The following is a 14,364-nucleotide window of genomic DNA, read 5'->3' as shown; positions in this document are numbered from 1 at the left end:
AATCGAAAGTTCGAGGCGAGATGACCATCAAGCAAGCCATGGTATTGGCCGCAGGGCTTGGAACCCGCATGCGGCCGATCACCGACACCATCCCGAAGCCGCTGGTGAAGATCGCCGGCAAGGCGATGATCGATTATACGCTGGATGCATTGGTGCAGGCAGGTGTCGAGCGGGCTGTCGTCAATGTCCATCACCATGCCGACCAGATGGAGGCGCATCTGCGCAGCTATCGCGGCCTTGAAATCCTGATTTCCGACGAACGGGACGCGCTGCTGAACAATGGCGGCGGCCTCGTCAAAGGCCTGAAACTTCTGAGCCGCGATCTGGTGTTCGTCATGAACGCCGATCTGTTCTGGATCGGCGAGAAGCCAGGCCATCCGACCAATCTCGAAAAGTTAGCCGGATTCTATGACGACCAGCGCATGGACATGGCTATGCTCTGCGTCGAACTGGAACGGACCACAGGCCATAACGGCAAGAATGACTTCGCCATGGCGCAAGACGGAAGGCTCGCCCGCTACCGCGATGTCGGACGCGATGGCGTCGTTTATGCCGGTGCAATCGCGATGAACCCCTCCTTCCTCGATGACGCGCCTGATGATGCCTTCAACGTCAATATCTACTTCGACAAGGCCATTGAGCGCGGCCGGCTCTACGGTACCATGATGGATGGTCACTGGTTGACTGTCGGTACGCCGGAGGCGATCGGCGAGGCGGAGGAAGCGATCCGGACGTTCCGGGCGTTTGCGTGAGCCTATGACGGGCGGGCACCGGCAGCGCATCCTGACGATTCCGGCGGGCCTGCCCTTCCTGAAGACCCTTGCGTCCGCTCTCTGCGACGGGCGGTTGACCGAACATTTCCGCCATGATCCGAGCGACCCGCTGTCGCTCGCCAAGGTCAGCATCTTCCTGCCGACGCGGCGCGCGGCGCGCGTACTGCGGTCGGAATTCGTCGATCTGCTCGGCGGCCGTTCCGCCATTCTGCCCGTCATCCGCCCGCTCGGCGAAACCGATGACGACAGCGGCTATTTCGAAGAAGCCCTGCCGGAAACGGCCGACCTGGCACAGCCGCTTGCCAATACGGCGCGGCTCTTGGAACTGGCGCGGCTGATTCTTGCATGGCGCAACAAACTGCCGCAGATCGTGCGCGACATTCACTCCGACTCGCCGCTGGTGGCGCCTGCAAGCCCGGCGGATGCCATATGGCTCGCCCGCAATCTCGCCGAGCTCATCGATTCGCTTGAGACTGAGGATCGTGAATGGAGCGAGCTTGCCAGCCTCAACGCAGAGGATCATGCGCTCTGGTGGCAGCTGACGGCGGAATTCCTGGCGATTGCCAGCGCCTTCTGGCCGGCGCGCCTCGAAGAGCTCGGCAAATCGTCGCCCGCCCGCAACCGCAATGCCATCCTGCGTGCCGAAGCGCAGCGGATCTCCACCATGCGGCACCCCGGGCCTGTCATCGTTGCAGGCTCGACCGGCTCGGTGCCGGCAACGGCGGAGCTGATCGCGGCCGTCGCGGCCCTGCCGCAAGGCGTGATCGTGCTGCCCGGCGTCGATCTTGCGATGCCGGAAGAGGATTGGCAGCTGGTGGCGCCCGAAACATCGATCGGCGAAAGGGCAGACCCGACGACGCGCAGCCATCCGCAATATGGTCTTTCCCTGCTCCTGAAGCGGTTGCGCGTCACCCGACGCGATGTCGAACCTGTCGCGGATGCGGCTGATACCATGCAGATGCGGGCCCAGATCCTGTCGCGCGCCCTGGCGCCGGCCAAGGCGACGAGCGGCTGGGGAAGCTGGCGCAAGACGCTCGCTTCCGATGCGATCCCGGATGCATTCGCCGATGTGGCGCTGATAGAAGCGGCTAATGAGCGCGAGGAGGCGACCGCGATCGCCATCGCCTTGCGGCTGGCGTTGGACAAGCCGGGGCGCAACGGCGGTGAAAGCCAGGCGGCCTTGATCACGCCCGACCGCAATCTCGCCCGACGCGTGACGGCCGAGCTTGCCCGTTTCGGCATCACCGCCGACGATTCGGCCGGCACGCCGCTGAACGCAACGCCACAGGGCACGTTGCTGCAATTGCTACTGGAAGCATCCCTTCGACCCGGCGATCCCGTTGCCGTCGTCTCACTGCTCAAACATCCCCTCGCTTTGTTCGGCCTGCCAGCAGAAATACACCAGCCGGGCATCGATGCGCTGGAGATCCTCGCGCTCAGGGGCGGCGTCGACAACATCGACATCGGCAGGCTGGAAGCCCTGCTCGACGACCGCGTGGCAGAACAGGCAAATGACCGCCATGCGCCGCAATGGCGCAAAGCGCTGCCGGCCGAGGCCATCGAGCATGCGCGGGCGCTAGCCCAGCGAGTGACGGCGGCCTGCGAACCGCTGGTATCGGCGCTGTCCCTGCCCGCGTCAGAGAGCCTCCTAACACTTTCGGATTGGGCCGAGCGTACGGGCCGTGCCCTTGAAGCTGCAGCCGTCGACGAGCGCGGCAGCCTGGCAGGCCTCTGGTCTGGCGAGGCGGGAGATACGCTTGCCAGCCTGCTTCGGGATGTTATCGAGACCGAAGGTCAGCTTGAAGCCGATGGCGTGCAGTGGATCGACATCATGGCTGCGCTCGGTGTGGGACAGGCGGTGAAGCCGCGGGCGCTCAGCCATCCCCGTCTCTTCATCTTCGGCACGCTGGAAGCGCGCTTGCAGAGCGTCGATACGCTGATCCTTGGAGGGTTGAACGAGGGTTCCTGGCCGGGGCAAACGGCAAACAATCCCTTCATTTCGCGCAGCATGAAAACCGAGATCGGACTGGAGCCACCCGAGCGCCGCATCGGCCAGCTGGCGCACGATTTCGAAATGGCGAACGGAACGCGCGACCTGATCTATTCCCGCGCGCTGCGACAGGGCTCGACGCCGACGGTCGCATCCCGCTGGCTGCAGCGGCTGATCGCACTCGGCGGCAAGGAGCTGGAAGAGGCCATGAAGGCGCGCGGCGACCAGTATCGCCATTGGGCAGCGATGATCGATGACGGCGAAAACCAGGCGCCGGCGCTGCGCCCGGCTCCGAAGCCGCCTGCAGAATTGCAGCCGAAGAGCTATTCCTTTAGCGAAGTGGGCCGGCTGCGACGAGATCCCTATGCGATCTATGCCCGGCGCGTGCTGCGGCTCGATCCGGTCGATCCGTTCAACCGCGATCCCGGCCCGGCTGAGCGGGGCACACTCTACCATAAGATCATCGATCGCTTCGTCCGCGAAGGGCATGTGGCTGGCACGCCCGATGCGGCACTGGCGATGGATCACATCATCGCGGAGCTTTTCGATGCCGAAAAGCTGCCCGTCCATATCGACAGCGTCTGGCGACCACGTTTCCGCGAGGTAGCGCGCGCCTTCCTCGATTGGGAAGCGGAACGGCGGCCGGTGGTTCGCAAAACTGCGACGGAAGTGCCTGCCGGCGTCGAGATCGAGCCTATCGGCATTCGTCTCACAGGCGTTGCCGACCGCATCGATATCAAGAGCGACAAGGGCGCCGATCTCATCGATTACAAGACCGGCTACAATCCCTCGCCGCCGCAAGCGCGCGCGCTGCTCGATCCGCAGCTGGCACTGGAAGCCTATGCGCTGAAGGCAGGCGCCTTCCGCAATATCGGCGCACTGATCCCCGAGAACCTGCTTTATGTGCGGCTGCGGCCCGGCGATCGTTTCAAGGTCGACCAGGTCAACAACGAGCATTCCAGCCGCGGCGGCAAGACGGAAACGAAGTCGGCTATGGATCTCGCGCAGGAATCGATGGACCAGCTGGTGAAATTCGTCTCGCTGCTGCAATCGGGCGAGAAAGGCTTTTCCTCGCGGCTGATCCCGGCGCAGCAGTTCGAATATGGCGGTGACTACGATCATCTCGCCCGCGTTTCGGAATGGTCGACGGCCGAGACCGAGCAGGAAGGCGGCGGCGATGAGTGACTTTCCCGCCGAAAATATCGCCATCCTGCCCGAGAGCGACGATCCCGGCGTCTGGATCAGCTGGACGACCATCCAGCAGTCCATCGCCTCCGATCCCGAACGCTCAGCCTGGGTTTCGGCCAATGCCGGCTCCGGAAAGACGCACGTGCTGACGCAGCGCGTCATCCGTCTGCTTCTTTCCGGCGCGCGGCCCTCGGCGATCCTCTGCCTCACCTATACGAAGGCCGCGGCCTCCGAAATGTCGAACCGTGTCTTCGACCGGCTCGCGGCCTGGGCGACGATGCCTGACGAAGAATTGAAGAAACGTATCGCCGATATCGAGGGCAACGAGCCGGATCTCTTCAAGCTTGCCGAGGCGCGGCGGCTCTTTGCCAAGGCGCTGGAAACGCCGGGTGGACTGAAGATCCAGACCATCCATGCCTTCTGCGAAGCCATGCTGCATCAGTTCCCGCTCGAGGCAAACGTCGCCGGGCATTTCTCCGTTCTCGACGATCGAGCGGCCGAGGTCCTGCTTGATGATGCCCGCCGTGCGCTGCTGACGGCAACGACACCGCATGGCGATGCCGAACTGGCGCGAGCGTTCGACTATGTACTCGATCTCGGCGACGAGTCCGGGCTCGAGACCCTGCTCGGCGATATCGTTGCCAATCGCAATGCGATCCGTCGTTTCACGGAAGCAGCCGAACGCAAAGGTGGCATCGAGGCCGCGTTGCTTGCCCGGCTCGGCCTCACGCCCGGAGAGACAGAAACGGGCATTGCCGAGCAGTATTGGCCGTTGCCCGATCTGTCCGGCGCAACACTGGAGCTTTATCTCACGCTCGCCGACCAGAAGGGCGGTGCCAAGGCTCAGGAAGTTGCTTATGCGCTGCGCCTCGCCAAACGCGAGGCAGATCCGCTTGCCCGCGCCGAGATCCTCGAGAGGGCCATGCTGACCGCCAAGGGCGAACCGAAATCGGACAGCCAGTTCTTCGTCAAGGCAATGCTCGCCGATGCGCCTGCCCTCGCCGATGCCGTGGCTGCGGCGCGCGCCCATGTCGTTGCCAGCCGCGACCGGCTGAAGCTGATGCGGATGTATCGGGCCACCCATGCTGCGCTCATTCTCGCCGATCGTCTGAATCGCGACTATGAGGAGCTGAAGAAGCGGCGCAGCCAGCTCGATTTCGAAGACCTTATCACCCGCACTGCCGACCTTCTGACCAAGAAGGATGTCGGGCCGTGGATCCACTACAAGCTGGATCAGGGCATCGATCACATTCTCGTCGACGAGGCGCAGGATACGAGCCCGATCCAGTGGAGCGTCATCCAGTCGCTGGCGGAGGATTTCTTCTCCGGTGACAGCGCCCGGCCGACGCTGCGCACGATCTTTGCCGTGGGTGACGAGAAGCAATCGATCTATTCGTTCCAGGGTGCCCGTCCCGAACGATTTTCGGAGGAGAGCGACCGCACAAGGCGGCGCGTGGCGGCGAGCGGCCAGCAATTCTCGTCGATCCGCCTGCCCCTCTCCTTCCGCTCGACGGCCGATGTGCTCGGCGCCGTCGATCATGTCTTCACCAGTGCGGAGAATGCCCGGGGGCTTAGCGCCGTCAACGAGCCTGTCGTGCACCGCTCCAGCCGCATCGGCCACCCCGGCGCCGTTGACCTCTGGGAGATAATCGCGCCAGAGCCGGCCGCCAAGGAAGAGGACTGGACGGCACCTTTCGATTCGACGCCGGAAAGCGCACCCGCGGCCATTCTGGCACGACGGATGGCACATACGATCGGCAATCTCGTCGGGCGGGAAACAATTATCGAGAAGGGCAAGGCCCGCTTTATCGAGGCCGGCGACATTCTGGTGCTGGTGCGCAAGCGCGACAGCTTCGTCAACGCGCTGACCCGCGCCCTGAAGCGGCGCGGCAACATTCCCGTCGCCGGCGCCGACCGTCTTGTCTTGACCAGCCATATCGCCATTCAGGATCTTCTGGCGCTCGGCCGCTTTCTGTTGCTGCCGGAGGACGATCTCTCGCTGTGTGCGCTCCTGAAAAGCCCATTGTTCGATCTGAGCGAGGAAGATGTCTTTGCTGTAGCCGCCTATCGCGATGACGAGGAAAGCGTCTGGAGCCATCTGCAGAGATTTGCAACCGACGGCCACGACCGTTTCAGCCAGGTGGTCGAACGGCTGAAGACTTTCCTTGCCCTCTCGAAGAGCCTGCCCGTGCACGATTTCTATGCGCGCGTGCTCGGCAGCTTCGGCGGCAGACGGAAGTTTCTGGCACGGCTCGGCACGGAGGTCAGCGATATCCTCGACGAATTCCTGACCTTCACGCTCGATCAAGAGACGAGCGGCCTGCCCGGCCTGCAATCCTTCATCTCGACGCTGGAGTTGGAAGCGCCGACGGTCAAGCGCGAGCAGGACAAGGGCCGCAACGAAGTGCGAATCATGACGGTGCATGCCTCGAAGGGGCTGGAAGCGCCGATCGTCTTTCTCGTCGATGGCGGCGGCAAGGCCTTCACCCACACACATCTGCCGAAGTTGCGGCTGATCGAAACCAGAGGAGATGAGATCCCGCTGCCGGTCTGGGTACCGGTCTCGGCGCTCGCCAATTCGCTGACGCAGGCCGATACGGCGCGGCTGCAGGCGCTGGCGGAGGAGGAATATCGCCGACTGCTCTATGTCGGCATGACCCGCGCCGCCGACCGGCTGATCATTTGCGGCTACCGTGGCGTCCGCGAGAATGCCGATACCTGGCATGCGATGATTTCAACCGCCCTGCGTGGCGATGAGCTGCACTGCACGCAGAAGACTTTCACCGGCCCTGATGGCGATTGGCAAGGCTTGAGCTGGCGGGTTGCCCAGGTCCAGCTCGAATTCGAGACCGCTAAGGGGCATGAGAAGCGTTCCGAACGCGCTGGCCTGCCTGGCAGCCTCCACCGCCCCCTGCCACCGCAACGAAGCCTGCCGCGGCCTCTCAGCCCCTCCGGCGTCGGCACCGTCATCGATGAGGAAGCCGACGATCTATTGGTGACTTCGGCGCTTTTCGGCGAGAAGGCGAAATCCGACCGCGCCCTGCAGAAAGGCCGCTTCATTCACCGGATGCTGCAGACCTTGCCCGAGATCGCGCCCGAGGAACGCGCTGATGCCGCCCGCTGCTATGCCGAACGGGCCGCGCGCTTCTGGCCGCAGGCCGAGCGCGAGGCACTGGTAAAATCTGTCATGGCGCTGCTGTCGCATCCGGATCTGCAGGGCACGTTCAGCACCCATGCGCAGGCCGAAGTATCGATCATGGGCACGCTAAAGCTCGGCAGTCAGTCCTATGCCGTCTCTGGCCGTATCGACCGACTCGCGGTGCTCGACGACCGTGTCGTCATTCTCGACTACAAGACGAATCGCGTGCCGCCTGACGAGGAAAACGCCATTCCCTTCGCGCATAAGGCACAGCTTGCCATCTATCGCGAGATCCTTGCGCCGCTTTACTCCGGAAAGCGCATCGACTGCATGCTGGTCTATACCGAAAATGCCTCGATCTACATGCTGTCGGACGGGGCGCTTGCATTGGCGCTTGCGGAGCTCGAGACAAAGTGAAATACCACATATTGACATATGGGCACCGCACCATCACATATCTTGCAACCCGCAAATCCTGGTAAGGAGCAGCCTATGGCTACCGTTAAAGTCGATACCTCCAACTTCGCCACTGAAGTGCTGCAGTCTGCAGAGCCTGTTGTCGTTGATTTCTGGGCCGAATGGTGCGGCCCGTGCAAGATGATCGCCCCGGCTCTGGAAGAACTCGCCGTGCAGTTCGAAGGCAAGGTCAAGGTTGCCAAGCTTAACATCGACGAGAACCCGGAACTGGCCGCCCAGTTTGGCGTTCGCTCGATCCCGACGCTCGCCATGTTCAAGGCCGGCGAAGTTGCCGACATCAAGGTTGGCGCCGCCCCCAAGACAGCCCTGCAGAGCTGGATTTCCAGCGCATCCTGATCCGTATCGATCGCATGGAACAAGAGCCCCGCTTCGGCGGGGTTTTTTGTTGGTGCGGAGAGAGCGAGCCATCCTCGCCCTTCGAGGCTTCGCACCTCAGGGTAAGGATGGGGCAGGCTCGTCGCCGTGGCAAAGCACAGGCAACGAAGAAATGAGCCCGGAGCGGCTGGGCGCAAAGGTTAGCCCTCATGCTGAGGAGGCCCCCAGGCCGTCTCGAAGCACGAGGGCGGATGGTTGACCACCCGACCAAAATCACCGCGGCGGCGTGCCGTTGTCCGCAAGCACATCGCCGACCAGATAAAGCGAACCGCCGATCAGAATGCGCGGCGCTGACGAGTTCGGCACTGCGACGGCCTTGATGGCATCCAGCGCCTCGACGACATCAGACATGGGCTCGCCTATGAGGCCGGCATCATAGGCGGCATTGGCCAGGATGACCGGATCGATCATCGCTTCACTGCCGCGGATCGGCACGCAATAGACCTTCTCCGCAAGGCCAGCAAAGGCCTTGAAGTATCCCACTGGATCCTTGGTATTGATCATGCCGATGATCAGGAACAGAGGCCGCGGCTGACGTTCCTCGAAATTGGCCATGGCCTCCGCGATGACTTCGCCGGCGCCGGGATTGTGGCCGCCATCGACCCAGATTTCCGCACGCTCGGGGGCATGCGGTAGCAACTCGCCATCCGTCAGCCGCTGCAGGCGTCCCGGCCACTCGACCGATGTCATCGCTTTTTCCATCATCGCTTCGGTGACGACGAAACCGGCGGCCTTGACCGCCCGTATGGCGGCAGCGGCATTGCCATATTGATGACGGCCCGGCAGGCGCGGCAGCGGCAGATCGGCCAGACCGAACTCGTCCTGATAGACCAGCTTGCCATATTCCTCATGGGCGGAAAAATCCTGACCGAACACGGCCGTCGGGCAGCGAAGCCGCTCGGCCGTCGAGATCAGCACATCGAGCGCGGCATCATAGTCCTGATGGCCGATGACGACCGGATGGCCGGCTTTGAGGATGCCCGCTTTCTCGGCCGCGATCAGCTCGACGCGATCGCCGAGGTAGGGCTGATGATCGAGCGAAATCGGCATGATGACCGAGACGGCGGGATCGGAAATGACATTGGTGGCATCGAAGCGACCGCCGAGACCGACCTCGATGACGGCAACATCGGCCGGATGCTCGGCAAAGAGGAGAAAGGTCGCGGCTGTCAGGATTTCGAAAACGGTGATCTTCTGCCCGTCATTGGCCTGGGCGATACGCCTCAGCACATCGGCGAACACGGTATCGTCGACAAGCCTGCCGCGGCCGCCCTTGACGCCGATGCGGTAGCGCTCGTGCCAGTTGACGAGATGGGGCGAGGTATGGACATGAACGCTATAGCCGCCGGCTTCGAGCAGCGCGCGGCAAAAGGCCGTCACCGAGCCCTTGCCGTTGGTGCCGGCAACATGGATCACCGGCGGCAATTTCTGGTGGGGATTTCCGAGGACTTCGAGCAGCCTTGTTATTCTCTCCAGAGAAAGATCAAAGCCCTTGGGGTGCAACCCCATGAGCTTCTCTATCTCGCGTGCTGCCTCGCTCATTGCGGACTGATCCATAGACGTCATCCCGCACCTCCGCCCGTCGGCAATCGATGATGTCAGGCGCTCGCTGCTATCGCCAGTGCCGCGCCATTCTTGCTCTTGACCGATACGTCGTTTGCCGGCGCCTTGGTCAGGATCCTCAGAAGCGTCGCCAAAGTGTCCGGAATGTCGTGACGCTTGACGACCATGTCCACCATGCCGTGCTCCAGCAGGTATTCCGAGGTCTGGAAGCCCTCGGGAAGCTTTTCCCGCAGCGTTTGCTCGATCACGCGCTTGCCGGCAAAGCCGATTTCGGCGCCGGGTTCGGCGAGATGGATATCGCCGAGCATGGCGTAGGAAGCCGTGACGCCACCGGTCGTCGGATTGGTCAGAACCACGACATAGGGTTGGCCCGATTCCTTCAGCAAATCGACGGCAACGGTCGTGCGCGGCAACTGCATCAGTGACAGGATGCCCTCCTGCATGCGGGCGCCGCCCGAAGCCGGGAACATCACGACGGGGCATTTTTCGGCAATCGCGCGCTCGAAAGCCTTTACGATGGCTTCACCTGCTGCCATGCCGAGCGAACCGCCGATGAAGTTGAACTCATGCACGATGGCGACGAGCTTCAAGCCGCGAACCTTGCCGAGGCCGGAGAGGATCGTATCTTCCTGCTCGGTCTTCAGGCGGCTATCCTTGAGGCGATCGGTGTATTTCTTCGAGTCGCGGAACTTCAGCGGGTCCTGCGCGACCTTCGGCTGCGGCAGGGCTTCGTATTCGCCGTTGTCGAAGAGATCGGCAAGACGTGCCTTGGCCGGCATCTTCATATGGAAGCCGGATGCGGGGATAACCCACTTGTTCTCTTCCAGATCCTTGTGGAAGACCATTTCGCCGGTTTCCGGACATTTGATCCAGAGATTCTCCGGAACCTCGCGGCGGCCCAGCATGGAATTGATCCGCGGGCGGACGTAGTTCGTGATCCAGTTCAATTCGAAACTCCTAATCGACCGAATTAATCGATAGCTCAGTCGTCACCAAATGCCCATAGGCCTTTTCCTCAATCCGCAGCGGATTGCCGAAGGGCCTATATGGGGAAACTATTCGGCGGCAACAAGGCGGGCGGAACGAGTGCCTGTCGACAGACCGCGCACCAGGGTGGCCACGGCCTGGATGGTATCGGCCGTTGCCTTGCCGTCCTTGGTGAGACTGGTGGCGATCTGGTTGACGATCGCGGTGCCGACAACGACGCCATCGGCGGCAGCGCCGATCAGCTTGGCGTGCTCGGCCGTCTTGACACCGAAGCCGACGCAGACCGGCAGGTCCGTGTGCTGCTTGATGCGCGTGACGGCGCCGGAAACCAGCGACGGATCCGGTAGAGCCGAACCGGTGATGCCATTCATCGAGACATAGTAGACGAAACCGGTCGTGTTCTTCAGAACCGCCGGCAGGCGCTTATCGTCGGTGGTCGGTGTTGCGAGGCGAATGAAGTTGATGCCCTTGCGGATCGCCGGAATGCAGAGCTCGTCATCCATTTCCGGCGGCAGGTCGACCACAATCAGGCCGTCGATCCCAGCGGCAAGCGCGTCATCGAGGAACTTCTCGACGCCGTAAATATAGATCGGATTGTAATAGCCCATCATCACGATCGGCGTATCGGCATCGACTTTACGGAAATCGGCGGCGAGCTGCAGCGTCTTCTTCAGCGTCTGTCCGGCCTTCAGGGCGCGCTGGCCGGCAAGCTGGATCGCCGGGCCGTCAGCCATGGGGTCGGAAAAGGGCATGCCGAGTTCGATGACGTCGGCGCCGGCTTCCGGCAACGCCTTCATGATGCCGAGCGAGGTCTCGTAGTCGGGATCGCCGCCCATGAAATAGGTGACGAGTGCCGGGCGGCCTTCTGCCTTCAAAGCGGCGAAGCGTTTGTCCATACGTGCGGTCATGGCGTCTAACTCACATTCCCAGAATCTTGCCGACGGTGAAGATGTCCTTGTCGCCACGGCCGGAGAGGTTCATCAGGATGATCTGGTCCTTGCCCATCTTCGGGGCACGCTTGATCACTTCGGCGAGCGCATGGCTCGGCTCGAGCGCCGGAATGATGCCTTCGAGGCGCGTCAGCATCTGGAAGGCTTCGAGCGCCTCATGGTCCATGATCGGCACATATTCGGCGCGGCCGATATCGTTCAGCCAGGAATGTTCCGGGCCGATGCCGGGATAGTCGAGACCAGCCGAAATCGAATGACCTTCTTTGATCTGGCCGTCGCCATCCTGCAGCAGATAGGTGCGGTTGCCATGCAGCACGCCGGGCGAGCCGGCAGTGATCGAGGCGCAATGCTCATCGCCCTGCAAACCCTTGCCGCCTGCTTCGACGCCGACGATCTTGACGCCCTCGTCATCGAGGAAGGGATGGAAGATGCCGATGGCATTCGAGCCGCCGCCGACGGCCGCGATGACCAGATCCGGCAGGCGGCCTTCGGCTTCCAGGATCTGCGCGCGGGCTTCGGTGCCGATCACGGCCTGGAAATCGCGAACCATTTCCGGATAGGGGTGCGGCCCGGCGGCCGTGCCGATCAGGTAATAGGTGTCTTCGACATTGGTAACCCAATCACGAAGGGCTTCGTTCATGGCGTCCTTCAGCGTGCCGCTGCCGGCCGTTACCGGAATGACCTCGGCGCCCAAGAGCTTCATGCGGAAGACGTTCGGCGCCTGGCGCTCGACATCGGTCGCGCCCATGTAGACGACGCAGGGCAGGCCGAAGCGGGCGGCAACGGTCGCCGATGCCACGCCATGCTGGCCGGCGCCGGTTTCGGCAATGATGCGGGTCTTGCCCATGCGCTTGGCGAGTAGGATCTGACCGATGCAGTTGTTGATCTTGTGCGAACCGGTGTGGTTCAGCTCCTCACGCTTGAAATAGATCTTGGCGCCGCCAAGCTCGGCCGTCAGGCGCTCGGCGAAATAAAGCGGGCTCGGGCGGCCGATATAATGGGCGCCGAGAGCCTTCAGCTCCGCCTGGAAGGCCGGATCGTCCTTCGCTTTCGCCCATTCCTCCTGCAGATCCAGGATCAGCGGCATAAGCGTTTCGGCTACGAAACGGCCGCCGTAAATGCCGAAACGGCCGTCCTCGTCGGGGCCGGAGCGGAAGGAATTGGGTTTAGGCGTCTGGTTCACTTTCTACTCCCTGCTGCCGGTTCCGGCAGACATGCTTCTGCAAAAGCGTCGAAAAACTGGTCGATCTTGCCAAGATCCTTCACACCAGGCGCACTTTCCAGCGCGGAGGAAAGATCGATACCGCTGGCCCTGGTGGAGGCTAGCGCCTCGGCGACATTGTCCTTGTTGACACCGCCCGACAGCATATAGTCCACGCGATCGTCGACCCAGTTCATCAGGCTCCAATCGAAGGACACGCCGTTTCCACCCGGCAGCTCCGAACCAACAGGCGGCTTGGCGTCGAACAGGAAGCGGTCGGCGATGCCGATATAGGATTCCACCCGCTTCAGATCGTCAGCATCGCGCACCGACATGGCCTTCATGACGGGGACATTATAGACCGCTTTGATGGTCAAGACACGTTCGGGGCTCTCATTGCCGTGGAGCTGCAGCATATCCGGCTTCACTAGCGACATGATCTCGTCGAGATCGTCATTCGACGGATTGACCGTAACGGCAACGACCTTCGCCTTGCCGCGTGCGCGCTCGGCAAGCTCACCGGCGAGATCCGGCTCGATATAGCGCGGGCTCTTTTCAAAGAAGATAAAGCCGATATGGGTGGCGCCGCGCTCAAGAGCACGATCCACCGCTTCCGGCGTCTTCAGACCACAAATTTTGATATCGGGGTTCATGGCAGCGGAGTGACACGAAATTTCGCAAGAGTCGAGCCTAAAGGCGACGTTAGCGGGATTTTTGCGGTGTTCCAGAGCCATCGCATATGAAATAGAAAGTGCCCCTCACCCCGGCCCTCTCCCCGTTTTGACGGGCAGAGGGGGACGACAGCGCCAAATCCTTCGCTCCGTCCTGAGCTTGTCGAGAGGCGGGGAGAGGTGGACTCGAACAGTTGAGCGAAGCGAACTGTGAGAGGACGGATGAGGGTCCAACCTGCCTATACGCGAATGCCTTGCGCGCCATTATGCAGTTCAATCAAAATCAATCGCGTGCAGCTGGCTGCCATGGCGTTTCAGCCAGGCTTTGGCCTCGTCCATGGCGGGGCAAAGCTTGCGGCAGAGGGCCCAGAAGCGCGGGCCGTGGTTCATTTCGCGCAAATGCGCGACTTCATGGGCGGCGAGGTAATCGATGACCAAAGGCGGCGCCATGACGATGCGCCAGGAGAAGCTCAGGTTCCCTTGCGAGGAGCAGGAGCCCCAGCGGCTGCGGGTATCCTTCATGGTGATGGACGTGACGCTGGCGCGGATGGCCCTGGCGTGGACAGCCACAAGCTTTTCGAGATCGGCGCGAGCCTCCTTCTTCAGGAAAGTGGCGATGCGGCGGCCGGCATGTTCCGGCAGGCCGCTGACGCGCAGCACCGGAACGCCCTCGACGACGATGGCTTCGGTGAGGCCGCGCAGGGTTCCGGTATGCTCGATCCGGTGGCGCACGCCGCGCAGAAGGATTTCGCTGCCGCTGCGCAGACTCGTGTCGACGGAGAATTTTGCAAGCTTCGTCAGCAGCCAGCCCTGGTGCCGGTCGAGGAAGGCATTGACCTCGCGTGCCGCCAACCCACGTGGAATGGTCATCTTCAGCGACCTGCCGCCGGGCTCGATCCGGAGCGTAATGCGCGTGGCTCGCTCGTGCTGACGGATTGTCAGCGGCATCAGCCGGCCGGCGACATCGAGCGTGCGCGTTTCCGGCGCGGCCAGCTTGGCTTGCGATTTGCGGGATCTGGAGAGCAGCGGAAACATGAGGCAATTTTATAT

General features: G+C 62.4%; 10 protein-coding genes. 4 read left to right on the top strand and 6 right to left on the bottom strand.

Translation table 11 applies throughout. The features are described 5' to 3' along the window. The first annotated feature begins 20 nt into the window (after nt 1-20). From FHT84_RS27765 to trxA, 4 genes are all read left to right on the top strand, one after another. Nucleotides 21-752 (top strand): nucleotidyltransferase family protein, encoded by a 732-nt coding sequence (locus tag FHT84_RS27765; RefSeq protein WP_113250854.1) that lies wholly within the window; start codon nt 21-23, stop codon nt 750-752. Nucleotides 753-756: 4 nt separating this feature from the next. Continuing rightward, on the top strand, nt 757-3,948 hold the full coding sequence (gene addB / locus FHT84_RS27760) for a double-strand break repair protein AddB (protein WP_183765204.1): 3,192 nt from the start codon (nt 757-759) through the stop codon (nt 3,946-3,948). Further along, nucleotides 3,941-7,507: a double-strand break repair helicase AddA gene (gene addA / locus FHT84_RS27755; RefSeq protein WP_183765207.1), complete on the top strand. Its 3,567-nt coding sequence runs from the start codon at nt 3,941-3,943 to the stop codon at nt 7,505-7,507. Before addB ends, addA begins: the two co-directional genes overlap by 8 nt. 75 nt (nt 7,508-7,582) lie before the next feature. Further along, nucleotides 7,583-7,903 (top strand): thioredoxin, encoded by a 321-nt coding sequence (gene trxA, locus FHT84_RS27750; protein WP_112339902.1) that lies wholly within the window; start codon nt 7,583-7,585, stop codon nt 7,901-7,903. Between the two features lie 252 nt (nt 7,904-8,155). Here the strand turns inward: trxA and FHT84_RS27745 are convergent, their stop codons facing one another. From FHT84_RS27745 to FHT84_RS27720, 6 genes are all read right to left on the bottom strand, one after another. Beyond that, the gene (locus tag FHT84_RS27745; protein WP_246698652.1) at nt 8,156-9,508 is read right to left on the bottom strand and encodes a folylpolyglutamate synthase/dihydrofolate synthase family protein; all 1,353 of its coding nucleotides are present in this window, start codon (nt 9,506-9,508) and stop codon (nt 8,156-8,158) included. Between the two features lie 32 nt (nt 9,509-9,540). Then, nucleotides 9,541-10,452: an acetyl-CoA carboxylase, carboxyltransferase subunit beta gene (gene accD / locus FHT84_RS27740; RefSeq protein WP_113250793.1), complete on the bottom strand. Its 912-nt coding sequence runs from the start codon at nt 10,450-10,452 to the stop codon at nt 9,541-9,543. A gap of 108 nt (nt 10,453-10,560) precedes the next feature. Further along, on the bottom strand, nt 10,561-11,400 hold the full coding sequence (gene trpA, locus FHT84_RS27735; RefSeq protein ID WP_112339900.1) for a tryptophan synthase subunit alpha: 840 nt from the start codon (nt 11,398-11,400) through the stop codon (nt 10,561-10,563). A gap of 10 nt (nt 11,401-11,410) precedes the next feature. Beyond that, entirely contained in the window at nt 11,411-12,625 is a 1,215-nt protein-coding gene (trpB, locus tag FHT84_RS27730) for a tryptophan synthase subunit beta (RefSeq protein ID WP_112339899.1), read from the bottom strand. Continuing rightward, the gene (locus FHT84_RS27725) at nt 12,622-13,296 is read right to left on the bottom strand and encodes a phosphoribosylanthranilate isomerase (protein WP_112339898.1); all 675 of its coding nucleotides are present in this window, start codon (nt 13,294-13,296) and stop codon (nt 12,622-12,624) included. The genes trpB and FHT84_RS27725 overlap by 4 nt, the downstream gene beginning before the upstream one ends. Before the next feature lie 291 nt (nt 13,297-13,587). Next, entirely contained in the window at nt 13,588-14,349 is a 762-nt protein-coding gene (locus FHT84_RS27720; protein WP_183765210.1) for a SprT family zinc-dependent metalloprotease, read from the bottom strand. Between the last annotated feature and the right edge of the window lie 15 nt (nt 14,350-14,364).

This window comes from Rhizobium sp. BK289, from assembly GCF_014193575.1.
GTDB classification, from domain to species: Bacteria; Pseudomonadota; Alphaproteobacteria; order Rhizobiales; family Rhizobiaceae; genus Rhizobium; species Rhizobium tropici_C.
Note: the sequence above shows the minus strand (reverse complement) of the source record. Positions and strands in the feature narration are given on the sequence as shown.

What these genes read in the sequence shown, in the direction of transcription:
- FHT84_RS27765 (WP_113250854.1), top strand. Translation starts at nt 21, where the DNA reads ATGACCATCAAGCAAGCCATGGTATTGGCCGCAGGGCTTGGAACCCGC.
- trpA (WP_112339900.1), bottom strand. Translation starts at nt 11,400, where the DNA reads ATGACCGCACGTATGGACAAACGCTTCGCCGCTTTGAAGGCAGAAGGC.
- addA (WP_183765207.1), top strand. Translation starts at nt 3,941, where the DNA reads ATGAGTGACTTTCCCGCCGAAAATATCGCCATCCTGCCCGAGAGCGAC.
- FHT84_RS27725 (WP_112339898.1), bottom strand. Translation starts at nt 13,296, where the DNA reads ATGAACCCCGATATCAAAATTTGTGGTCTGAAGACGCCGGAAGCGGTG.
- trxA (WP_112339902.1), top strand. Translation starts at nt 7,583, where the DNA reads ATGGCTACCGTTAAAGTCGATACCTCCAACTTCGCCACTGAAGTGCTG.
- addB (WP_183765204.1), top strand. Translation starts at nt 757, where the DNA reads ATGACGGGCGGGCACCGGCAGCGCATCCTGACGATTCCGGCGGGCCTG.
- FHT84_RS27720 (WP_183765210.1), bottom strand. Translation starts at nt 14,349, where the DNA reads ATGTTTCCGCTGCTCTCCAGATCCCGCAAATCGCAAGCCAAGCTGGCC.
- FHT84_RS27745 (WP_246698652.1), bottom strand. Translation starts at nt 9,508, where the DNA reads ATGACGTCTATGGATCAGTCCGCAATGAGCGAGGCAGCACGCGAGATA.